The sequence below is a fragment of the Variovorax sp. BGA-UO-ETr-C22 genome (genome assembly GCF_059567965.1).
The window spans coordinates 284,376-305,614 of the sequence record NZ_JCAQPA010000010.1 but is presented as its reverse complement, the minus strand read 5'-3'; the positions used below and the strand labels follow the sequence as shown (position 1 = coordinate 305,614).

Genomic DNA, 21,239 nt, shown 5'->3' with positions numbered 1-21,239 from the left:
GGCGCCCGGGGCGAAGCGGCCGGGGCACCCGCAGCGCCTCCCTAGAATTGGCCGATGCACATTCATATTCTGGGTATCTGCGGCACGTTCATGGGTGGTGTGGCCGCCCTCGCACGCGAAGCAGGCCACCGGGTCACGGGCTGCGACGCCGGCGTGTACCCCCCGATGAGCGACCAGCTGCGCGCGCTCGGCATCGACCTGATCGAAGGCTTCGGCGCCGACCAGTTGGCCCTCGCCCCCGACATGTTCGTGGTCGGCAACGTGGTCTCGCGGGCCCGCCTGCCCGACGGCAGCCCCAAGTTCCCGCTGATGGAGGCCATCCTCGACGCCGGCAAGCCCTATACCAGCGGCCCGCAGTGGCTGGCCGAGCACGTGCTGCAAGGCCGCCATGTGCTGGCCGTGGCCGGCACGCACGGCAAGACGACCACCACCTCGATGCTGGCCTGGGTGCTCGAACAGGGCGGCAAGGCGCCCGGCTTCCTGGTCGGCGGCGTGCCGCTGGACTTCGGCGTGTCGGCCCGGCTCGGCGACGGCCCGGCCTTCGTGATTGAGGCCGACGAGTACGACACGGCCTTCTTCGACAAGCGCAGCAAGTTCGTTCACTACCGGCCGCGCACCGCCGTGCTGAACAACCTGGAGTTCGATCACGCCGACATCTTTGACGATCTGGCCGCCATCGAGCGCCAGTTCCATCACCTCGTGCGCACCGTGCCCGGCACCGGGCGCCTGGTGGTGAACGCCACCGAAGAGAGCCTGCAGCGCGTGCTGGCCCAGGGCTGCTGGAGCGAACTCGCCCGTTTCGGCGACGGCGGCCCGGCCACGGAATGGCAGGCGCGCGGCACGCACGACGCCTTCGACGTGCTGCACCGGGGCGAGTTGGTCGGCCGGGTCGAGTGGGAACTCTCGGGCCTGCACAACCAGATGAACGCGCTGGCCGCCATCGCGGCAGCCGACCATGTGGGCGTGCCGCCGGCCGACGCGGCCCGTGCGCTCGGGCGCTTTCGCAACGTGCGCCGGCGCATGGAGCTGCGCGGCACGGTCGAAGGCCAGGGCGGCGCGATCACCGTCTACGACGATTTCGCCCACCACCCCACCGCGATCCGCACCACGCTCGACGGCCTGCGCAAGAAGCTCGACGACGCCGGCAAGCAAAGTGAGCGCATCCTCGCGGCCTTCGAACCGCGCAGCAACACGATGAAGCTGGGCGTGATGGCCGCGCAGCTGCCGTGGAGCCTGGAATCGGCCGACCTGTCGTTCTGCCACACGGCCGGCCTCGACTGGGACGCGGCCGCCGCGCTGGCACCGATGGGCGCGCGCGCCCAGGTCGCCGGCGCCATCGAGCCGCTGGTGCAGCAGGTCGTGGCCGCGGCGCGGCCCGGCGACCACATCGTCTGCATGAGCAACGGCGGCTTCGGCGGGGTGCACGAGAAACTGCTGGACGCCCTGCGCGCCGCCCAATCATCATGAACGGCATGCGCGCGCGTGAGCTGATCGACACCCTGAAGCTCCAGCCCCACCCCGAGGGCGGCTGGTATGCCGAGGTGTTCCGGTCGGCCGCGAGCGTGACGCCCGCCGACGGCCGCGCGCCGCGCAGCGCGCTGACCAGCATCTATTTCCTGCTCGAAGTCCACCAGCATTCGCGCTGGCACCGGGTGCTGTCCGACGAAGTCTGGGTGCACCTGGAAGGCGTGCCGCTCGCGCTGTGGACCTGCGACGCTGCGATGCGGACCGCGCCGGCCCACGTGAAGCTGGGTCCGGTCGATGTGCACGGCACCCGGCCGCAGCACGTGGTGCCCGCCGGCCAGTGGCAGGCCGCGCGCCCGATCCAGGGCCACGCGGCGGGCGACTACACGCTGGTCGCCTGCATGGTCGGGCCGGGCTTCGACTTCGCCGACTTCTCGCTGGTGCCACAGGGCAGCGACGAGGCGGCGTCGATGCGGCACCACTGGCCCGACTTGGCCAGCATGCTCTAACTAACTAGTGCGCTTCAGCCGCGGCGCTGTTTGACGGCTTGAGACAGCGTCTCGAGCACCTGCACCGAATCGTCCCAGCCGATGCACGCATCGGTGATGCTCTTGCCGTACTCGAGGCCCGAGAGCTGGTCCTTGCCCGGCGTGAACTTCTGGGCGCCCGCCTGCAGGTGGCTTTCGATCATCACGCCGAACACGCGCTTCGAACCGCCGGCGATCTGGCCGGCGATGTCCTTGGCCACGTCGATCTGCTTCTGGTGCTGCTTGGAGCTGTTGGCGTGGCTGCAGTCGACCATGAGCGTGGGCGGCAGCTTGGCGGCCTCGAGGTCCTTGCAGGCGGCTTCGACGCTGGCGGCGTCGTAGTTCGGCGTCTTGCCGCCGCGCAGGATCACGTGGCAGTCGCGGTTGCCGTTGGTCTGCACGATCGCGACCTGGCCGTTCTTGTGCACCGACAGGAAGTGGTGGCCGCGCGCCGCCGCCTGGATGGCGTCGGTGGCGATGCGGATGTTGCCGTCGGTGCCGTTCTTGAAGCCGATGGGTGCCGACAGGCCCGAGGCCAGCTCGCGGTGCACCTGGCTTTCGGTGGTGCGCGCACCGATGGCGCCCCAGGCGATCAGGTCGCCGATGTACTGCGGCGAGATCACGTCGAGGAACTCGCTGCCCGCCGGCAGGCCCAGGCGGTTGATGTCGATCAGCAGCTGGCGCGCGATGCGCAGGCCTTCGTCGATGCGGTAGCTCTCGTCCAGGTACGGGTCGTTGATGAGCCCCTTCCAGCCGACCGTGGTGCGCGGCTTCTCGAAGTACACGCGCATCACGATTTCCAGCGTGCCGGCGTACTTGTCGCGCTCGGCCTTGAGGCGGCGGGCGTATTCGAGGGCCGCGGCCGGGTCGTGGATCGAACACGGGCCCATGATCACCAGCAGCCGGTCGTCCTTGCCGGCCATGATGTTGTGGATGCCGCGGCGGGTGCCGGTGATCAGCGTTTCGATCGGCGTACCGCGGATCGGGAAGAAGCGGATCAGATGTTCGGGAGGGGGGAGCACGTTGATGTCCTTGATGCGTTCGTCGTCGGTCTTGCTGGTTTTTTCGACGCTCGCATACCAGCTGTCGCCGGCGGGGGGGGTGTTCGTGCTCATGGTTCTCTTCCTTGTTGGTGTGAATGAAAAATCGTCAGGGCATAAAAAAACCGCCGGGGGCTGGAAGCCACCGGCGGTTCTGGGAGGGTGTTCGTTTGCTTTACGCGCTCGCCTCTCGTCCGCCGGAAACCGGGAACCAAAAGTAGGCAAAAAAGTAAGCGCGGAGGGCGGACATGTGGGCGGAATGTAGCACGGAAAACAAAAACCCGGCCAGGCGGCCGGGTCGGTGTTGTTTTTACCTGTAGCCCGATTCGTTGGCGTTGTGGATGATCCAGATCAGGTTGCCGCTGCTGAAATCGCCCATGCCGCCGCCCGCGAAGATCAGGCGGCCCTGGCCCTTGTAGGTCATCTCGAAGCGGTGGCGATCGCTGCCGAAGTAGAACGGAATCCAGGCCTTGCCGGTGATGTACGCACCCTGGTCAGTGGGCTGGCCGGCGAGGTCGGTGACCTGCTTGGTGCTCATGCCGATCTGCAGGCGCGTGAACTTGCTGTTGCGCGCCGGATTGCCGGTGATCTCGCCTTCGAAACCGTTCAGGCCCTTGACCGTGCGGCCGCTGCCGGCCTCGACCTTGGAAGAATCCACCACGTTGCCGCGCGCGTCCATGCCGGCCTTCGAACCGCTGGGCGCCGCGGGCGCGGCAGCGGCCGGGGCGGGTGCCGGTGCGGCGGCGGGCTGGCTGCCCGAACCGCCGCGCGATGCGCAACCGGCTGTGGCCAGCGCGATCACGGCGGTCGCGGCCCACAGCACGGCGGGCGAATTGATCCTGTTCCCCATTGAAATGCTCCTTGATTCGTCGTTCGCAAAAAGGAGCGCAGCTTAGCAACCGAATGAAACAGCCGGCAAGTGCCGAAAGTCCTAAGCCGTTCCACCTACCGTCAGGCCGTCGATGCGAAGGGTCGGCTGGCCGACGCCCACGGGCACGCTCTGGCCCTCTTTGCCGCAGGTGCCGACGCCCGAATCGAGCGCCATGTCGTTGCCGATCATGGTCACGCGGGTGAGCGCGTCGGGGCCGTTGCCCACGATGGTCGCGCCCTTCACCGGGTACTGGATCTTGCCGTTCTCGACCCAGAAGGCCTCGCTGGCCGAGAACACGAACTTGCCGCTCGTGATGTCCACCTGCCCGCCGCCGAAGTTGGTGGCGTACAGGCCCTTCTTGATGCTGGCGACGATTTCCTGCGGGTCCTTGTCGCCGCCGAGCATGTAGGTGTTGGTCATGCGCGGCATCGGCACGTGGGCGTAGCTCTCGCGGCGGCCGTTGCCGGTGGGCTTGACCTTCATGAGGCGGGCGTTCATCGAGTCCTGGATGTAGCCCTTGAGGATGCCGTCCTCGATCAGCACGTTGCGCTGGCTGGCGTGGCCTTCGTCGTCCACGTTGAGCGAGCCGCGGCGGTCGGCGATGGTGCCGTCGTCGAGCACCGTGACGCCCTTGGCCGCCACGCGCTGGCCGATGCGGCCCGAGAACGCGCTCGAGCCCTTGCGGTTGAAGTCGCCCTCCAGGCCGTGGCCGATGGCTTCGTGCAGCAGGATGCCGGGCCAGCCCGAGCCGAGCACCACGGTCATCTCGCCGGCCGGGGCCGGGCGCGCGTCGAGGTTGGTCAGCGCGGCCTTCACGGCGTGGTCGACGTACTCGGCGATCTGCGCGTCGGTGAAGTAGGCCAGGCCAAAGCGCCCGCCGCCGCCGCCCGAGCCGACCTCGCGGCGCCCGTTCTGCTCGGCGATCACGGTGACCGACAGCCGCACCAGCGGCCGCACGTCGGCCGCCAGCGTGCCGTCGGCGCGCGCCACCATCACCACGTCGTACTCGCTGGCCAGGCCGGCCATGACCTGCGCCACGCGCGGGTCGCGCGAGCGGGCGAGCTGCTCGACCTTCTCGAGCAGCTTCACCTTGGCCGTGCTGTCGAGCGTGGCAATGGGGTCGATGCCGCCGTAGAGCGAGCGGCTGGAGGCGATCTTGCGCGGCACGGTCTTCACACGCGCGGTGCGACCGGCGGAGGAAATGGAGCGGACCGTGCGCGCCGCGTCGAGCAGCGAGGCCTCGGAGATGTCGTCCGAATAGGCAAAGGCGGTTTTCTCGCCGCTCACGGCGCGCACGCCGACGCCCTGGTCGATGCTGAAGCTGCCGGTCTTGACGATGCCTTCCTCGAGGCTCCAGCCTTCGCTGCGGGTGTACTGGAAGTACAGGTCGGCATCGTCCACGCGGTGCGCGGTGATCTCGGCCAGGGCCTTGCTCAGGTGCGATTCGTCCAGGCCGAACGGCGTGAGCAGGAGCTGTTGCGCCGTGGCGAGGCGCTCGATGGTGGGTTCGCGGGAGATCATGGCTGCCATTCTAGGCAGCCGCCCCCGTCCGTGCCGCCCCGGGGGACTCTAGTTCTGGGCGAGTTTGCGGGCCCGCGCGATCGACATCAGGATGCCCAGCCCCAGCCCCAGCGTGACCATGGCGGTGCCGCCGTAGCTGATGAACGGCAGCGGCACACCCACCACCGGCAGGATGCCGCTGACCATGCCCATGTTCACGAAGGCGTAGGTGAAGAAGATCATGGTCACCGCCCCGGCCAGCAGGCGCGAGAACAGCGTGGGCGCGTTCAGCGCGATGGTCAGCCCGCGGAAGATCAGCAGGATGAAGGCCGCGATCAGCGCCAGGTTGCCGATCAGGCCGAATTCCTCGGAGTACGCCGCGAAGATGAAGTCGGTGGTGCGCTCGGGAATGAATTCGAGGTGCGTCTGCGTGCCCTGCATGAAGCCCTTGCCCCCCACGCCGCCCGAGCCGATGGCGATCATCCCCTGGATGATGTGGAAGCCCTTGCCCAGCGGGTCCTTGCTGGGGTCGAGCAGCGTGCACACGCGCTGCTTCTGGTAGTCGTGCAGCACGCGCCAGTCGACGCCGTCGACGCACAGCTGCGACTCGAAACCCACGATCAGCGTGATGGCCACCGCGCCGAGCACCACCGGCGGCACGATCAGCTTCCACGGCAGCCCGGCAAAGAAGATCACCGCCAGCCCGGCCGCCAGCACCAGCAGCGAGGTGCCCAGGTCGGGCTGCTTCATGATGAGCCCGACCGGCACCGCCAGCAGCAGCGTCGCCACCACGAAGTCGAGCGGGCGCAACTGGCCTTCGCGGCGCTGGAACCACCAGGCCAGCATCAGCGGCATCGCGATCTTGAGGATTTCGCTGGGCTGGATCACCACGCCCACGTTGATCCAGCGCTGGGCGCCCTTCTTGGTGATGCCGAACAGCGCCACCGCGATCAGGAGCGCCACCCCGGCCGCATACAGCGGCACGGCGAACGCCATGAGCCGCTGCGGCGGCACCTGCGCCACCACGAACATGATGCCGCCGGCCAGCAGCATGTTGCGGCCATGGTCGAGAAAGCGCGTGCCATGGTCGTAGCCGGAGGAATACATGGTGAGCAGCCCGGCAAAGGCGAGCAGCATCACGGCAAAGGCCAGGAAGCCGTCGAAGCCCTGGAAGATGGGCGCAATGCGACGCGCCAGGGAGGGCTGGTTGAACACGGCAGACATGATGGGGGCGGATTATCCCCGCCCCGCTCGCCCCTTCAGTCGAAAACGAGCTGAACGACCGTGCGCCCCGGTCGGCTTTCGATCGCCAGCCGGGCTCCGATGGCGGCGGCGCGCTTGGACAGCGCCTCCGGGACCTCGGCGGCGTCGAAGCCCACGCCGTTGTCGATCACCCGCAGGCGCACGGCGCCGTCGCGCGCGTCGGCCTCGATGCGCAGCGCGCTCGCATGGGCGTGCTGCAGCACGTTCGAGATGGCCTCGAACAGCAAGAATTGCAGCTGCCGCGTGGCGTGGGCGTCGAGCTGCGTGACCGGGGGCAGTTCGTCCACGCCCCACTCGAAGGCAATGTCCGCGGCCGCCAGCCGGGGTTCCAGCCGGTAGCGCAGCGCCGCCAGCAGCGCGCCGATGTCGCCGGGCGGCAGGTGGATGGAGTCGATCGACAGCTTCAACTGGTCGAGCGAGTCGCGCAGGGTGCGCAGCAGTTCCTCGGGGCTGGTCTGGCCCGACTGCAGCTGGCGGATCGCCGAGCTGATGTGCGAGCCCACGCCGTCGTGCATGTCGCGCAGGATGCGCTCGCGCTCGTGAGTGCGCGCCTGGTCGCGGGCCACCTCCTCCAGCTCGGCGTAGGTGGAGGCCAGTTCGCGCTCGCGCTGCGCCACCCGGTCGGCCAGCGTCTTGACCCAGCCGCGCGCCTGCACGCTCGCGAAGTGGAAGCGCCGCAGCACGATCAGCAGCAGCGCCACGCCGAACATCACCGAGGAATAGCGCACCCAGGTGGTCTCGCCGTAGGCGTCGCTCAGGCGGATCACCAGCCAGTCGCGCGTGCCGAAGGCCACCGTGACCAGCGCGGCGCCGGCCACCAGCAGCCGCTCGACGCTGGGCCGGCGCACCGTGGCGACGGCGAAGGCGGCCACGAAGCCGAGGACGATCGTGATCTCGACCGCCAGCCAGGCCGTGAGCCAGCGCGGCTCCTCGCGGTTCAGCGCCAGCCAGGTGAACACCACGGTGCCGACCACCACGGCCGCCGTCGGCCAGCGCACCCAGCGCGTGCGCGGGCTCTGCGCCCAGTCCGCAAGGTGGTAGCAGAACATCATGGCGGACGCGGCCCAGCCCGCGTAGCAACCGGCCATCAGCACGCCCCACAGCTGCCACGGCAGCGGCGGCTCGGGAATCATGGCGTCGGCCACCCGCAGCGCCCAGCAGAACTCGGCGACCGCGGCCCAGAAGTAGAGCGCGTCGCGCTGGCGGCGGCCGGTCGCGCCGGTGTCGACCTGGGTGAACCACAGCGCCAGCGCAATGCTGCCCACGATGAGGCTGAACGCCGTCAGCAGCACCGACCCCGTGAAGCGCCAGGCGTAGGCGCCTTCGAACAACGCGGTGCGCACCGGCGTCGCCGGCCCGATGGTGACGCGCGACAGGCCGGCGCGCCGTTCGCTGTCGGCGCGGATGCGGATCTGCAGCAGGTTCTCGCCCTCTTTCAGCAGCCGCCCGGGCACCGGCACGTAGACGGGCGCCTTGGCGTAGTCGGCGCGGTTGCCCTGGCCGAGGTCACCATAGGACTGCAGCAGCGCGCCATTGAGCTGTACCTCGAAGACGCTGCCGGCGCGGGGAATGAAGACGCCCCAGGGCACCTCGGGCAGGGCCTCGACCCGGAACGGCAGCTCGAAGCTCGCGAAGCCGGTGCGGCCGCGGTGCCGGCGGTCCCAGTGGTAGGACAGGTCGACCGCTTCGGTCTGCACGACACCGTCGATGGTGGTGGTCACCCTGGCGTGGCGCAGCTCGATCGGCCCCTGCGTCTCCCCTGCGGCGGCGCGCCCCGCGGCAAGCAGCGCCGCCAGCCCGAGCAGGCACAGGAACGCCAGCCGCCGCAGCATCCGCCCTCAGCCCGGGTGGGACAGCAGGCCGAGGCGCGTGGCCTCGAACACCGCTTCGCTCTTGGAATGCACCGCGAGCTTGCCGTAGAGGTTCTTGATGTGGGTCTGCACCGTGTGCACGCTCAGGCCCTTGAGGCGCGCGATCTCGGCGTACGAGAAGCCGCGCGCGATCAGCGTCAGCACCTCGTGCTCGCGTGCCGAGAGCAGGCCGCGGTCGGCCTCGTCGAGCGCCGTCTCCGCCGGCGCCGCGCCGGCGGTCCCCGGCACGGCAGCCTGCAGGCTGCGGTACTTGGCGAGCACGCGGCGCGCGATCATGGGCGAGATCGGCGAGGCGCCGGCCTTCATCTCGACGATGGTCTGCGCGATGTCCTCCGGTGCGGCGTCCTTGTGGATGTAGCCGACGGCGCCGGCCTCGATGCTGGCCAGCACGTTCTCCTCGTCGCCGAAGACCGACACCACCAGCGGCTCGCAGCCGGGAAAGCGCGCAACGGCATCGCGGATCACGTCGAGCCCGGTGCCGTCGGGCATACCGAGGTCGACCAGCAGCACGTCGGGGATGGTCGCGGTTGCGGCCAGCCAGCTGCGCGCTTCCTGCACCGTACCGGCGCTGCCGAGCCAGAACAGGCGCGGGCTGCGCTGCACGCTGGCCTCGAAGAAGGCGCGTGCACGGCTGTCGTCCTCGACCACGAGCACGCCCCAGCGGCGTGGCATCCCGTCATCCTGTACCTCGGTATTCATGGGATGGAGCATAAGCCTGGGCACCCACCGCCACGCGGGACCTGCCTCCCTCGTTCATGGGATGCCCCCTGCCAGATGCGTCACGAAACTTGTCTCTTCTTTCTCCCCTTGCGCCGCACCGCCGCCCCCTGCGCGGCCGCACCGTGAATACTTTCGAATTCCAGCCACGCCCTCGCGGCCTTTTCAGGGGCCGATTCGCAGGGATTTGTGGGGTCACCGCGCCGTGAGCGGTGCGGACCTCATGCAAAATTGTCTGAATCCGGCCACGGGGCGCGACCAGCGCACCCCAGTCACCTCCTCCCATGGAACCGCAAACCACCCATCTGTTGTATCTGCACGGCTTCCGTTCGTCGCCCCGCTCGACCAAGGCGCGGCTGGTGGCGAAGCACGTGGCGCGCGAGCACCCGAACCTGGAGTGGTGGTGCCCGCAGCTACCGCCGTCGCCGCACGATGCGATCGACATGGTGATGAAGGGCATCGCGCACTGGCCGCGCAAGTCGATGGCGGTGATCGGTTCGTCGCTGGGCGGTTTCTACGCCACCTACGTCGCTGGCATGACCCGCTGCCGCGCCGTGCTGCTCAACCCCGCGGTGCACCCGGCGCGCGACCTCACGCGCTACATCGGCAGCCAGACCGCCTGGCACGACCCGTCCGAGCACTTCTATTTCCAGCCCGAATTCATCCAGGAGCTGCGCGCCATGGAAATCGGCGCGCTCACGCGGCCCGAGCGCCTGTTCGCGATCATCGCCAAGGGCGACGAGGCGCTCGACTGGCACGAGATGTCGGCGCGCTACCCCGACAGCCGCATCAAGCTGCTCGAGGGCGGCGACCATGCACTGTCCGATTTCGAAAAAGCGCACCTCGACGACGTGATGGCGTTCATCAACCCCGTCTAGCGTCCGCCCCGGGCCCGGAAGCGCGCCCGATCCCGCGTGGGAGAATCGCCGGATGTTTGTATTGTTTGAAGAAGCCGGCAAATACCTCGGCGGCCGCATCCTGTCGGAAGCCGAAGCCTCGGCACAGGTCGAGCTCGAGACCGGCAAGCGCGTCAAGGTCAAGGGCGCCAACATCGTTCTGCGTTTCGAGAAGCCGGCCCCGGCCGAGCTGATGGCCGAGGCGCGCACGCTCGCCGCCGCCATGGACCTCGACCTCGCCTGGGAATTCGCTGCCGAAGGCGAGTTCGGCTTTGCCGACCTGGCGGCCGACTATTTCAGCGACAAGCCCTCGCTGGCGCAGCAGGCCGCCGCGCTGTTCGCGCTGTTCGAGGCGCCGCACTACTTCCGCCGCGCGGGCAAGGGGCGCTTCAAGAAGGCCCCGGCCGAGATCGTGCAGCAGGCGCTGGCCGCCATCGAGAAGAAGAAGGCCATCCAGGCGCAGATCGTCGAATGGGCCGGGCAGCTGGCCGAAGGCGTGTGCCCGCCGCCGATCCGCGAGCAGCTCTACAAGATCCTGTTCAAGCCCGACAAGAACGCACCCGAATACAAGGCCGTGGTCGACGCCGCGCGCGCCACGCAGCGCCCGCCGCTCGACCTGCTGGAGCGCGCCGGCGCCATCGACTCGCCCTACCAGTTCCACTGGCGGCGCTTCCTGTTCGAGAACTTCCCCAAGGGCACCGGCTTCCCCGCGCTCGCGGCGCCGGCCGTCGCCGACGACCTGCCGCTGGCCGAAGGCGTGCGGGCCTTCTCGATCGACGACTCGCAGACCACCGAAATCGACGACGCGCTGTCCGTGCAGGGCATGGGCAGCGGCACCATCACGGTCGGCATCCACATCGCCGCGCCGGGCCTGGCGCTCACGCCGGGCAGCGCCATCGACGCCGTGGCGCGTGCGCGCATGTCCACCGTGTACATGCCGGGCTACAAGATCACCATGCTGCCCGACGAGGTGGTCGACACCTACACGCTGCTCGAAGGCGGTGACCGCCCGGCCGTGTCGCTCTATGCGCGCTTCGACGAAGCCACGCTCGAGCTGCAGGCCACCGAGACCAAGCTCGAACGCGTGCCGATCGTCGCCAACCTGCGCCACGACCAGCTCGACGCCGTCGTCACGCAGCCCTGGCTCGAAGACGCCACCTTCAATTCAGACAACACCCCCGACGCCGCCGCGAAGCTGCGCGCGCCGCTGTCCTTCCTGTTCCGCCTGGCCAAGCACCTGAAGGCGCAGCGCGAAGTGGTGCGCGGCAAGCCCGAGAACTTCAGCCGGCCCGACTACAACTTCCGCCTCGTCGGCAACGACGGCGCCGAGCCCACCGGCAACGAGCAGGTGCAGATCAGCACGCGCCAGCGCGGCGCGCCGCTCGACCTGATCGTGTCCGAGGCCATGATCCTGGCCAACAGCAGCTGGGGCGGCTGGCTGGGCGAGCTCGGCGTGCCGGGCCTGTACCGCAGCCAGGCCAGCCTGGCGCCCGGCATCAAGGTGCGCATGGGCACGCGCGCGCTGCCGCACGCGGGCCTGGGCGTGAAGAGCTACGCCTGGAGCACCTCGCCGCTGCGCCGCTACACCGACCTCGTGAACCAGTGGCAGATCATCGCGGCCGCGCGCCACGGCAAGACCGCCGCACTGGCCGCGCCGTTCAAGCCGAAAGACGCCGACCTGTTCTCGATCCTGTCGGGCTTCGATGCGGCCTACGCCACGTACAACGCCTACCAGGGCGGCATGGAGCGCTTCTGGACGCTGAAGTACCTGCAGCAGCAGGGCATCACCGAGCTCGAGGCCACGGTCATCAAGGACATTCCCAACGGCGCGCTGGTGCGTGCCGACACGCTGCCGCTGGTGTTCCCGGTGGCCGGCCAGCAGGAGCGCGGCGCGCGCGTGCGCGTGAAGCTCGGCGAGATCGACGAGATCGCGCTCGACGTGAGCGGCACCGTGCTCGAGCGCTTCGACGTGCCGCAGGCCGATGCCGCTGACGGCGGCGAGGACGACGAGGAAGAAGTCGCCGGCCCGATCGCCATCGCGGTCGACCTGAGCGACACCGAGGCCGCACCCGACCCGGCGACGACCACGCCTGCATGACCCCCGGTCGAACGACCGGAGACACGCGACCCCTGGAGGAGTTTCGAGAATGAATCTCAAGGACCTCAGCACGCTGCAGATCGCTCTGGGCGTGTCGGTCATCGCGCATGCCGCGTTGCTCGCGGTGCGCTTCGTCGATCCCGAATCGTTCAACCGGGTCTTCAGCGAAACCCCGCTCGAGGTGATCCTGGTCAACAGCAAGACCAACGACAAGCCCGACCCCGCGGCCCGCGTGATGGCGCAGACCACGCTGGCGGGCGGCGGCGACCTCGACAAGGGCCGCGCCACCAGCCCGCTGCCGCCGTCGAGCTTCACCACCATGGGCGACTCGTTCGAAGAGTCGCGCCGCCAGGTCGAGGCCATGCAGGCCCAGCAGATGCAGATGCTGGCGCAGCTCAAGCGCGAACTGGCCGCCATGCCCGTGCCCGATCCGCGCCAGGCCGGCGACCCGACCGAGGCCGCCGCGCGCGAGGAAAAGCGCCGCCAGATGGTCGCGCTGCTCGCCGAGATCGAACGCCGCGTGAACGAGGAAAACGCGCGCCCCAAGAAACGCTACCTGAGCCCGGCCACGCGCGAGGCGGCCTACGCGCTGTACGTCGACACGCTGCGCCGGCGCATCGAGGTCAAGGGCACCGAGAACTTCCCGACCGCGGCCGGCAAGAAGCTCTACGGCGAACTCAAGATGACGGTCACCATCAACCACGACGGGCGCGTGCTCGACACCGTGGTCGACGAGAGCTCGGGCAACACCACGCTCGACCGCCGTGCCCAGGCCATCGTGCGCAGCGTCGGCAACTTCGGCAAATTCACCGACGCCATGCGCAAGCAGACCGACCAGATCGTGCTGCAGTCGCGCTTCAAGTTCACGCGCGACGAGACCATCGAGCTGTCGTCCCAATAGCAACAGCACCCCAGCAGAACACGGAGCATCGGCCATGGATCAGTACTGCGTCATGGGCAACCCCGTCGAGCACAGCCGCTCGCCCCGCATCCACGCGCGCTTTGCCGAACTCTGCGGCCAACCGATGGCCTACGGCCGGCGGCTGGTGCCGATCGGCGCCTTCGCCGAAGGCATCGCCGCCTTCCGCAGCGAGGCTGCCGCGCAGGGCGACACCGCACGCGGCTGCAACGTCACCGTGCCCTTCAAGTTCGACGCCGCCGCGCTTGCGCAGCACACCAGCGAGCGCGCCACGCTGGCGCAGGCGGTGAACACGCTGCGCTTCGAGGCCGACGGCAGCATCCACGCCGACAACACCGACGGCATCGGCCTGGTCAACGACATCGTGCGCAACGCCGGCGTGCCGCTGGCGGGCCGGTCGCTGCTGCTGATCGGTGCCGGCGGCGCCGCGGCGGGCGTGCTCGGGCCGCTGCTCGACGCGGGCGCCGCGCACGTCGTGGTGGCCAACCGCACGCTCGACAAGGCCATCGCGCTGGTGCAGCGCCACGCCGCGCTCGCGCTGCGCCACGGCGCCACGCTCGAGGCCTGGGCGCTCGACGAGGTGCCGGGCGACTTCGACGTGGTGGTCAACGCCACGGCCTCCAGCCTCGCGGGCGACGCGGTGCCCGTGCGCGCGCAGGTGCTGCGTCCTGGCGCGCTGGCCGTCGACATGATGTACGGCCCTGCCGCCGCAGGCTTCATGGCATGGGCCGAGGCGCACGGCGCGGTCGCGCGCGACGGCCTCGGCATGCTGGTGGAACAGGCCGCCGAAGCCTTCGAATTCTGGCGCGGCGTGCGCCCGCCGTCGGCGCAGGTGCTGGCCGAGCTGCGCGCCTCGCTCGCCGCCGGCGCATGAAGGGCCTGCTGCGCCTGATCGCCTGCCTCGTGGTGGCGGGCCTGGCCCTCGAGCTGTTCTTCGTGGTGCGCATCGCGGCCATGGCGGTGATCGATCCGCAGAGCACGGCCTTCCAGCGCTCCGAAGCCTGGCGTGTCGCCCTCTCGCAGGGCCGCGACGGCGGATGGCGCCAGGACTGGGTGCCCTACACGCAGATCAACGACACCCTCAAGCGCGCCGTGATCGCCAGCGAAGACGCCGGCTTCGTCGACCACAACGGCGTGGAGTGGGAAGCCATCGAGCGTGCGCGCCAGCGCAACGCCCGCGCCGAACAGCTGGCCGCCAAGCGCATGGCGCGCGCGGCTGCACGCGGCAAGCCGGTGCAGCCGGCCCCGCTGCGCGGCGGCTCCACCATCACGCAGCAGCTCGCGAAGAACCTGCTGCTGTCGGGCGAACGCACCATGCTGCGCAAGGGCCAGGAGCTGGTGCTCGCCACGCTGCTCGAGGTGCTGCTCGACAAGCGGCGCATCCTCGAGATCTACCTGAACAACGTCGAATGGGGCGAAGGCGTGTTCGGTGCCGAGGCCGCCGCGCAGTACTACTTCAGGAAGCCGGCCGCACGCTTGACTTCATACGAGGCCGCGCGCCTGGCCGTGATGCTGCCGAGCCCGAAGTTCTTCGAGCGGCGGCCCAACTCCTCGTACATCAACGGACGGGCATCGACGATCGTGGCGCGGATGCCGGCGGTCGACCTGCCCTGAGCTTGCGCACCGCGCCCTCCACCGCCAGCACCGCGACGAAGCCGATCGCGTAGGCCAGCACGTCCCACCAGTCGGCGGTGGCGCCGAGCACGATGCGCAGCGCGCGGTTCGGAATGTGCAGGTGCCAGGTCGACGCAAGGAACTGCCCGAGTTCCACCAGCAGCCCCACGCCGAAGGCCGCCAGCGCGAGCGGCAGCACGCGCGCGGCGACGAAGGTCTTGAACACCACGTACACCCACGCCACGGCCAGCACGTCACCGAAGAAGCTTCGCACCCAGCCCCAGCGCGCGCCGACGGTGGCCAGCAGCACGAGCAGTACAAAAAGGGCCACCGCCCACGCCAGGGAAAGAAGATCGAATCGCCATCGCATGGCCCGTATCATCGCCTCCATATGCTGGCAAAGCTCACAGGTTGGTTGCTGCTGGGAATCGTCCGATTGCTCACCGGCGCGCAGGCGCGCTGGTACGGCTGTCCGCCGAAAGCCGAGCAGCGCATCTACTTCGCGAATCACCAGAGCCACGCAGACCTCGTGATGATCTGGGCCGCGCTGCCCGAAGAGCTGCGCAGCATCACGCGGCCCATCGCGGCGCGCGACTACTGGGCCAACACGCCGATCAAGCGCTGGATCACGACGGAGGTGTTCAACGCGGTGTATGTGGAGCGGGCGGCCACGGGGGCTGCACCGGTGGCGCCGCCGCCGGAAGCACCGCCTCAGGCACCGCCACCCACGACACCCACGACACCCACGACACCCACGACACCCATCGTCCCGGCCGAGCGCATCGAGCCGTCGATGGAGCCGCTGCTGCCAATCGAAACGGTGGTTCACGCACCGGCCGCCGAAGGCCCGCAGGAGATTCAGGGACAGCTCGACCTTCCCGCGCCCCCGCCGCCCCCGCCACCGGTCACTCCACCGCCTGCGATCGAACCCGAGGCGCCAGCCACTACACCCGAGCCCCCCGCCGCAGACCCACTCGCCCCGCTCATCGACGCGCTGCGCAGCGGCGACTCGATCATCATCTTTCCCGAAGGCACGCGCGGCCACACCGGCGAGCCGCAGAAATTCAAGTCGGGCCTGTACGCACTGGCGACGATGTTCCCCGACGTGGTGCTCGTGCCGGCCTGGATCGACAACGTGCAGCGCGTGATGCCCAAGGGCGAGATCGTGCCCGTGCCCATCCTGTGCTCCGTCACCTTCGGCGCGCCGATCCGTGTCGAAGCAGGCGAAGAGCGCCGCCCTTTCCTCGACCGCGCCCGCGCCGCCGTGATCGCATTGCGCGACGTCTGAAGGTATGAACCAGTTCCTGCGCAGCCTCAGCCCGACCCAGCAGGTCGCGGCCCTTTTCCTGATCGTCTTCGGCCTGCTCGTCATCGTGAGCACCGCCGTCTTCTTCCTGAGCTTCAAGGAGCGGCGCAACCCGGTGCACGACGAATCGTGGCAGGCCGAGCTGGCGCATTTCCGCGCGCTGCTGGGCACCACCTGGTTCATGGTGATCGTGTTCTGGATCGGCTGGGCGCTGGGCGAAACGGTGGCCACGGTGCTGTTCGCGCTGATCGCGTTCTTTGCGCTGCGCGAATTCATCACGCTCTCGCCGACGCGGCGCGGCGACCACCGCAGCCTGATCCTCGCGTTCTTCGTGGTGCTGCCGATCCAGTTCTGGCTGGTGGCCACCGCGCGCTTCGACCTGTTCACGGTGTTCATCCCGGTCTACGTGTTCCTCGCCATTCCGGTGGCGAGCGCGCTGGCGAACGACCCCAGCCATTTCCTCGAGCGCAACGCCAAGCTGCAGTGGGGCATCATGGTCTGCGTCTACGGCATGAGCCACGTGCCCGCGCTGCTGCTGCTGACCTTCCCGGGGTACGAAGGCAAGAGCGCCTTCCTCGTGTTCTTCCTGGTGATCGTGGTGCAGACCTCGGTGCTGGTGCAGCACCTGATCTCGCGGCGCATGCAGCGCACGCCGTTCGCGCCGAACGTGAGCCGCAGCTTCAACTGGACCAGCTGGGGCGTCGGCATCGTCGTGGCCAGCCTGGTGGGCGCGCTGTTCTCGTTCATCACGCCGTTCAAGTTCGGGCAGGCGCTCGCGGTGTCGATCATTGCCTGCGTCGCGGGCTCGATGGGCCACCTCGTGATGAAGGCGCTCAAGCGCGACCGCGGCATTCCGAACTGGGGCCAGAAGGGCGTGGGCGTGACTGGCGCCAACGGCCTGCTCGACCGCGTCGACGCGCTGTGCTTCGCGGCGCCGATCTTCTTCCATTCGATCCGCTGGTACTTCAACGTCTGAAGCACCGGGCGGGCGGCGGGCGATCAGGCCTTGCGCCGCACCACCCGGTCGAAGGCCTGCTTTGCGCGCCGTCCCAGGGCCTTCGTCTTCAGCGCCTGAAGCTCGCGCTTGAGCCGCGTGCGCTGCTCGGCCGAGAGCGCGGTGCCGAAGCGCCCGAGTGCCAGCTCCAGCGCCTCGCGCTGCGCCGCCACCCGCCCCTGCCGGCCTTCGGCCTCGGCCAGCCATTCGCAGGCATTGGCCACGCGCTCGCGCAAGGCCGCGTCGCCCGACTCGCCAAAACGCGCGATGAGCACGCGGTAGGCCTTGGCCTGGCCAGGCAGGTCGTCCATCTTGTCGAAGGCCTTGGCCTTGTTGATCATCGACTTGGCGGCCCACAGCTGCAGGGCGCTGTCCCGCGCCATCGCCGTGCGCGCGATCACCTCGTCGTAGCTGGCCACGGCCTCGGCGAAGCGGCCCGCGCGACGCAGCACGGCGCCCTTGCGGAACAGCGCGCCGGCCACGCGCGCACGCAGGTCGGGCAGCTCGGAATTACCCCAGCGCGCAACGATCTCGTCGTGCACGCGCATCTCGTCCGCGGGCCGCGCGAGGCGATCGAGCGCGGTGCTCTTGTATTGCAGGCACAGCGCCACCTGCGACTGCATCTCGGTGGAGGCATCGGCGCCGTAGCGCGCGTCCATCGCGTCGGCCGCCTCGACGACCTCGGCGAAGTGCTCGAGCGCCAGCAGGCAGAAGGTCTTGTGCGACAGGGCGCGCGCGCACTGGCGGCGCATCAGCGGGTGCGGCGAGGCGGCATGCGCCGCGAGCACCTCGTCGAACAGCGCGATGGCCTCGCGCGGGGCGCCCGCGTCACCGAGCTTGCGGCCTTCGCGAACGGTATCGCACGCCGCATCGAAGAGCTCGGCCGGCAGCTCGCCGACGTCAAGGCCGCCGGTCTTGCGCAGGCGCTTCAGGCAGGCCTCGCGCCCGGCCATGGCCTTCACGCGCAGCTCGCGCAGTTCGGGCGTGGCGCCGTCGCGCGACGCCGCCACGAGCGGCTCGTACACCGCAAGCGCCGCCTCGGGCCGCCCCAGCAGGTCGAGCAGCACGAAGCCCTTGTGCAGCAAGGTGGTGGCCACGGTGCGCTGCACCACGGCGTCGCCGTCGCGCGCAAAGGTGCCGAGCAGGCGCTCGCAGGCGGCCAGCGCGGCCTCGCCGTCGCCCTGGTCGCGCAGCCCCACGGCCCATTCGTGGGCGCGCACGGCCGCGAGGCGACGCACCTGCGCGGAGGCGTCGTGGCCGTAGCGGTCGAGCAGCCAGCCGACCAGCTCGGCGCGGCGCGCGACCTCGTCGAGCCCGAGGCCGTCGAAGAACAGGGCCAGCGCGCGCACGCCCTCCAGCCGCAGCTCGGGCGCGGCCTCGGCCAGGCCGGTCTCGATCTGGTCGGCCACCTGCAGGCACAGCACCTGCGCCTGCGTGTGCTGCGCCAGTTCGCGCAGGTTGAGCACCGCGGCCAGCCGGGCCCGCGCCACGCGCAGGACCACGCCGGCGTCGGCGGCGCCTTCGAAGCGTTCGATGGCCGCCTCGAGCGTGGCCAATGCGTCCTGCGGCAGGCCGCGGTGGTGTTCGATCTCGGCCTTGAGCAGGCGCGCGTCGAGCCGCCACGCATCGAGCGCGGCATCGGCCTGTGCGTCGAGCTGCTCGCTCATGAAATCGCAGGCCTCGCAACGCGCCGCCGCGTCGTCGATGAGCCAGGTGCGCTGGTACAGCGCGTGGGCGATGTGCGCGCGGATCTCGGGCTCGCTGCGCCCGCCGTGCGCGGCCACCAGGCGGTCGAGCGTGGCCAGCGCGTCGGCCGGGCGGTGCAGCTGGCGCAGCACGTGCGCGAGCAGCCGCAGCGCCTGGCAACAGGGCACGACCACGGCGGCATCGGGCAGCGCGCCGAACTCGGCGATCAGCCGGCTGCAGGCGGCGATCGCCTCGCGGCGGCGGCCGAGGTCGCTCAACAGCTCCGCCTGGCGAAAGCTCGCGGCGGCGCGTTCGGCGGGAGATTGCTGCAGGTGCGCGGGCAAGACCGGGGCGTCGTTCAATGGCTTCGGTTGCTGCTGCGCGGAGGACTCGACTACATTCACCTTCGCTTCCTTGTGTGGCGCGCCCCGCGCGGAGCGGGGCGGAATGCAAGAACGGCGGATTCTGCCCGCGATCCCCCACGCATCGCGCGCGAATTCGCACCTTCTTCAACCTTCCTCACCCAGGCTTAGGCCTTTACGCTTCCTTTTCATGCGGATCCTCGGCATCGACCCCGGTTTGCAGACCACCGGCTTCGGCGTGGTCGATGCGGACGGCCATGCGCTGCGCTACGTGGCCAGCGGCACCATCAGCACCCGGCACCTGGGCAGCGGCAACCTGCCGGCGCGCCTGAAGGTGCTGTTCGACGGCATCGGCGAGATCACGGCGCGCTACCAGCCCGAGGCATCGGCGGTCGAAATCATCTTCGTCAACGTCAACCCGCAGTCGACGCTGCTGCTGGGCCAGGCGCGCGGTGCCTGCGTGACGGCGCTGGTGAGCCACAACCTCTCGGTGGCCGAGTACACGGCGCTGCAGATGAAGAAGGCCGTGGCCGGCCACGGCCAGGCCGCAAAGGCGCAGGTGCAGGAGATGGTCAAGCGCCTGCTCGACCTGCCCGGCCTGCCGGGCGCCGACGCAGCGGACGCGCTGGGCATCGCCATCACGCACGCGCAGGTCGGCCGTTCGATGGCGCGGCTCGCGGAGGCGGCCGAGCTGTCGAAGACCCACGCCGGCACCTACCGGCAAGGGCGTTCGCGCTGAGGCTTCAGCGCACGATGTAGCGCAGGCCGTTCAGCCGCGTGCGCCGCTCGCGCACCTCGGCGGCCACCGACATCGCATCGCCAGCCAATGCCCGCGCGATCCAGTCGGCCAGTTGCGGCATGTCCTCGGGCGTGAAGCCCAGCCGCACGATCTCGGGCACGCCCAGGCGCAGGCCGTTGATGTCGCCGTCGACTGGCGCGATCGGCAGGCCGATGCCGCAGGCCAGCAACCCGCCCTGGGCCAGCTGCTTCGCGGCACGTTGCCCGCCGCCCCAGCGCGCGGCCTCGAGGGCGAACTGGTGCGACTGCGTGAAGCCGCGTGCCTTGGCGAACACCGGCAGGCCTTGCGCATCGAGCGCACGTGCCAGCGCCTGCGCGGTGTCGCGCATCGCCGCTGCATAGGCCGTGCCGTGCACCTTCCAGTCGAGCAGGCCACGCGCCAGCGCCGCCGTGCGGCCCGCGTCCGAGTTGGCCGTGAGGCCGGGGTAGGCGATGGCGTCGATGCGCTCCATCAGCGCCGCGTCGTTCGACACGATCAGCCCGCCGGCCGGGCCGCCCAGGCTCTTGTAGGTGCTCATGGTGATCGCGTGCGCGCCCTCTTCGAGCGGCTGCGGCCAGGCCTTGCCGGCCACCATGCCCGAGAGGTGCGCGGCATCGAAGAGCACCTTGGCGCCCACGCTGTCGGCCACCTCGCGGATCGCGGGCACCGGGTGCGGGAACAGGTTCAGGCTGCCGCCGATGGTGATGAGCTTGGGCTTCACCTCGCGCGCGAGCTTGGCCAGCGCCACCACGTCGACCGAGTAGCCGTCGGCATCGACCGGCGCCGGCACGGTCTTCAGGCCGTAGAGCCCGGCCGCGCCCGTCGCATGGTGCGTCACATGGCCGCCGATGGCGGGCGGCGGCGCGATGATCGTGTCGCCGGGCTGGCAGGTCGCCATGAACACGTACAGGTTCGACAGCGCGCCCGAGCTCACGCGCACCTCGGCGAAGCGCGCGCCGAACACCTCGGCCGCCAGCTCGGCGGCGACGACCTCGATGCGCTCGATGGCTTCCAGCCCCATCTCGTACTTGTCGCCCGGGTAGCCCAGCGACGGGCGCGAGCCCAGCCCGCGCGACAGCAGCGCCTCGGCGGCGGGGTTCATCACGTTGGTGGCGGGGTTGAGGTTCAGCCCGTCGATGTCATGGATGCGGTGGCTGTCGGCCACGAGGCGTTCGAGCTCGGCGGCCACGCCCGCCGCGTCGCGCGCGGCGGCGTCGGCGGCGATGGCGAGCACGTGGTCCTCGCTGGCGGCGGGAACCCAGGAACGGCGGTGAAGGGCTGCGGGCATGCGGTGTCTCGCTGGGAGTGGTGGAAGGGAATGACCGCATGGTCG

General features: G+C 69.9%; 19 protein-coding genes. 10 read left to right on the top strand and 9 right to left on the bottom strand.

Annotated elements, in window-relative coordinates:
- Window positions 1-54: 54 nt before the first annotated feature.
- Window positions 55-1,467, top strand: a complete 1,413-nt coding sequence (mpl, locus tag AC57B8_RS14875) for a UDP-N-acetylmuramate:L-alanyl-gamma-D-glutamyl-meso-diaminopimelate ligase (protein ID WP_496480007.1) — start codon at window positions 55-57, stop codon at window positions 1,465-1,467.
- Window positions 1,464-1,973 carry a cupin domain-containing protein gene (locus AC57B8_RS14870; protein WP_495264496.1) on the top strand — a complete coding sequence of 170 codons (510 nt, stop codon included), beginning with the start codon at window positions 1,464-1,466 and terminating at the stop codon, window positions 1,971-1,973. The genes mpl and AC57B8_RS14870 overlap by 4 nt, the downstream gene beginning before the upstream one ends.
- A 14-nt stretch (window positions 1,974-1,987) precedes the next feature.
- Here the strand turns inward: AC57B8_RS14870 and AC57B8_RS14865 are convergent, their stop codons facing one another.
- The 6 genes from AC57B8_RS14865 to AC57B8_RS14840 all read right to left on the bottom strand — a co-directional run bounded on the left by AC57B8_RS14865 (window position 1,988) and on the right by AC57B8_RS14840 (window position 9,247).
- Complete coding sequence (locus tag AC57B8_RS14865; protein ID WP_062481230.1) at window positions 1,988-3,106, bottom strand: 3-deoxy-7-phosphoheptulonate synthase; 1,119 nt, start codon at window positions 3,104-3,106, stop codon at window positions 1,988-1,990.
- A 235-nt stretch (window positions 3,107-3,341) separates the two neighbouring features.
- The gene (locus tag AC57B8_RS14860) at window positions 3,342-3,881 is read right to left on the bottom strand and encodes a hypothetical protein (RefSeq protein WP_496480006.1); all 540 of its coding nucleotides are present in this window, start codon (window positions 3,879-3,881) and stop codon (window positions 3,342-3,344) included.
- Window positions 3,882-3,962: 81 nt separating this feature from the next.
- Window positions 3,963-5,423 carry a metalloprotease TldD gene (gene tldD, locus AC57B8_RS14855; protein WP_095743620.1) on the bottom strand — a complete coding sequence of 487 codons (1,461 nt, stop codon included), beginning with the start codon at window positions 5,421-5,423 and terminating at the stop codon, window positions 3,963-3,965.
- 48 nt (window positions 5,424-5,471) lie between these two features.
- The gene (gene rodA / locus AC57B8_RS14850) at window positions 5,472-6,626 is read right to left on the bottom strand and encodes a rod shape-determining protein RodA (RefSeq protein WP_062481224.1); all 1,155 of its coding nucleotides are present in this window, start codon (window positions 6,624-6,626) and stop codon (window positions 5,472-5,474) included.
- A 35-nt stretch (window positions 6,627-6,661) separates the two neighbouring features.
- The gene (locus AC57B8_RS14845) at window positions 6,662-8,497 is read right to left on the bottom strand and encodes an ATP-binding protein (protein WP_492731843.1); all 1,836 of its coding nucleotides are present in this window, start codon (window positions 8,495-8,497) and stop codon (window positions 6,662-6,664) included.
- 6 nt (window positions 8,498-8,503) lie between these two features.
- Window positions 8,504-9,247, bottom strand: a complete 744-nt coding sequence (locus tag AC57B8_RS14840) for a response regulator transcription factor (protein ID WP_307635879.1) — start codon at window positions 9,245-9,247, stop codon at window positions 8,504-8,506.
- A gap of 290 nt (window positions 9,248-9,537) precedes the next feature.
- Between AC57B8_RS14840 and AC57B8_RS14835 the strand changes: the two genes are divergently transcribed.
- The 5 genes from AC57B8_RS14835 to mtgA are packed head-to-tail and all read left to right on the top strand — an operon-like array spanning window position 9,538 to window position 14,780.
- The gene (locus AC57B8_RS14835; RefSeq protein WP_159273879.1) at window positions 9,538-10,131 is read left to right on the top strand and encodes a YqiA/YcfP family alpha/beta fold hydrolase; all 594 of its coding nucleotides are present in this window, start codon (window positions 9,538-9,540) and stop codon (window positions 10,129-10,131) included.
- Window positions 10,132-10,183: 52 nt separating this feature from the next.
- On the top strand, window positions 10,184-12,247 hold the full coding sequence (locus tag AC57B8_RS14830) for a ribonuclease catalytic domain-containing protein (protein ID WP_496480005.1): 2,064 nt from the start codon (window positions 10,184-10,186) through the stop codon (window positions 12,245-12,247).
- Window positions 12,248-12,296: 49 nt separating this feature from the next.
- On the top strand, window positions 12,297-13,148 hold the full coding sequence (locus AC57B8_RS14825) for an energy transducer TonB (protein ID WP_062481214.1): 852 nt from the start codon (window positions 12,297-12,299) through the stop codon (window positions 13,146-13,148).
- 34 nt (window positions 13,149-13,182) lie between these two features.
- A complete protein-coding gene (gene aroE, locus AC57B8_RS14820; protein WP_307583035.1) occupies window positions 13,183-14,040 on the top strand; it encodes a shikimate dehydrogenase in 858 nt (285 codons plus the stop codon).
- The gene (mtgA, locus tag AC57B8_RS14815; protein ID WP_307583033.1) at window positions 14,037-14,780 is read left to right on the top strand and encodes a monofunctional biosynthetic peptidoglycan transglycosylase; all 744 of its coding nucleotides are present in this window, start codon (window positions 14,037-14,039) and stop codon (window positions 14,778-14,780) included. Before aroE ends, mtgA begins: the two co-directional genes overlap by 4 nt.
- On the opposite strand, the gene AC57B8_RS14810 is transcribed toward mtgA, so the two are convergent.
- On the bottom strand, window positions 14,725-15,162 hold the full coding sequence (locus AC57B8_RS14810) for a ribosomal maturation YjgA family protein (RefSeq protein WP_307583343.1): 438 nt from the start codon (window positions 15,160-15,162) through the stop codon (window positions 14,725-14,727). The two genes, mtgA and AC57B8_RS14810, sit on opposite strands and share 56 nt — an antisense overlap.
- Window positions 15,163-15,171: 9 nt before the next feature.
- On the opposite strand from AC57B8_RS14810, the gene AC57B8_RS14805 reads away from it, so the two are divergent.
- Both AC57B8_RS14805 and AC57B8_RS14800 read left to right on the top strand, forming a co-directional pair.
- Entirely contained in the window at window positions 15,172-16,068 is an 897-nt protein-coding gene (locus AC57B8_RS14805) for a lysophospholipid acyltransferase family protein (protein WP_496480004.1), read from the top strand.
- Window positions 16,069-16,072: 4 nt separating this feature from the next.
- Window positions 16,073-17,062 carry a phosphatidate cytidylyltransferase gene (locus AC57B8_RS14800; protein WP_496480003.1) on the top strand — a complete coding sequence of 330 codons (990 nt, stop codon included), beginning with the start codon at window positions 16,073-16,075 and terminating at the stop codon, window positions 17,060-17,062.
- A 23-nt stretch (window positions 17,063-17,085) separates the two neighbouring features.
- Here the strand turns inward: AC57B8_RS14800 and AC57B8_RS14795 are convergent, their stop codons facing one another.
- Window positions 17,086-19,170, bottom strand: coding sequence for a tetratricopeptide repeat protein (locus AC57B8_RS14795; RefSeq protein WP_496480002.1), 2,085 nt, complete (start codon window positions 19,168-19,170; stop codon window positions 17,086-17,088).
- A 148-nt stretch (window positions 19,171-19,318) separates the two neighbouring features.
- Here AC57B8_RS14795 and ruvC point away from each other — a divergent pair, with 148 nt between their 5' ends.
- A complete protein-coding gene (gene ruvC, locus AC57B8_RS14790) occupies window positions 19,319-19,867 on the top strand; it encodes a crossover junction endodeoxyribonuclease RuvC (protein ID WP_062474210.1) in 549 nt (182 codons plus the stop codon).
- 4 nt (window positions 19,868-19,871) lie between these two features.
- Here the strand turns inward: ruvC and AC57B8_RS14785 are convergent, their stop codons facing one another.
- A complete protein-coding gene (locus tag AC57B8_RS14785) occupies window positions 19,872-21,194 on the bottom strand; it encodes an alpha-methylserine aldolase (RefSeq protein ID WP_496480001.1) in 1,323 nt (440 codons plus the stop codon).
- Window positions 21,195-21,239 lie beyond the last annotated feature (45 nt).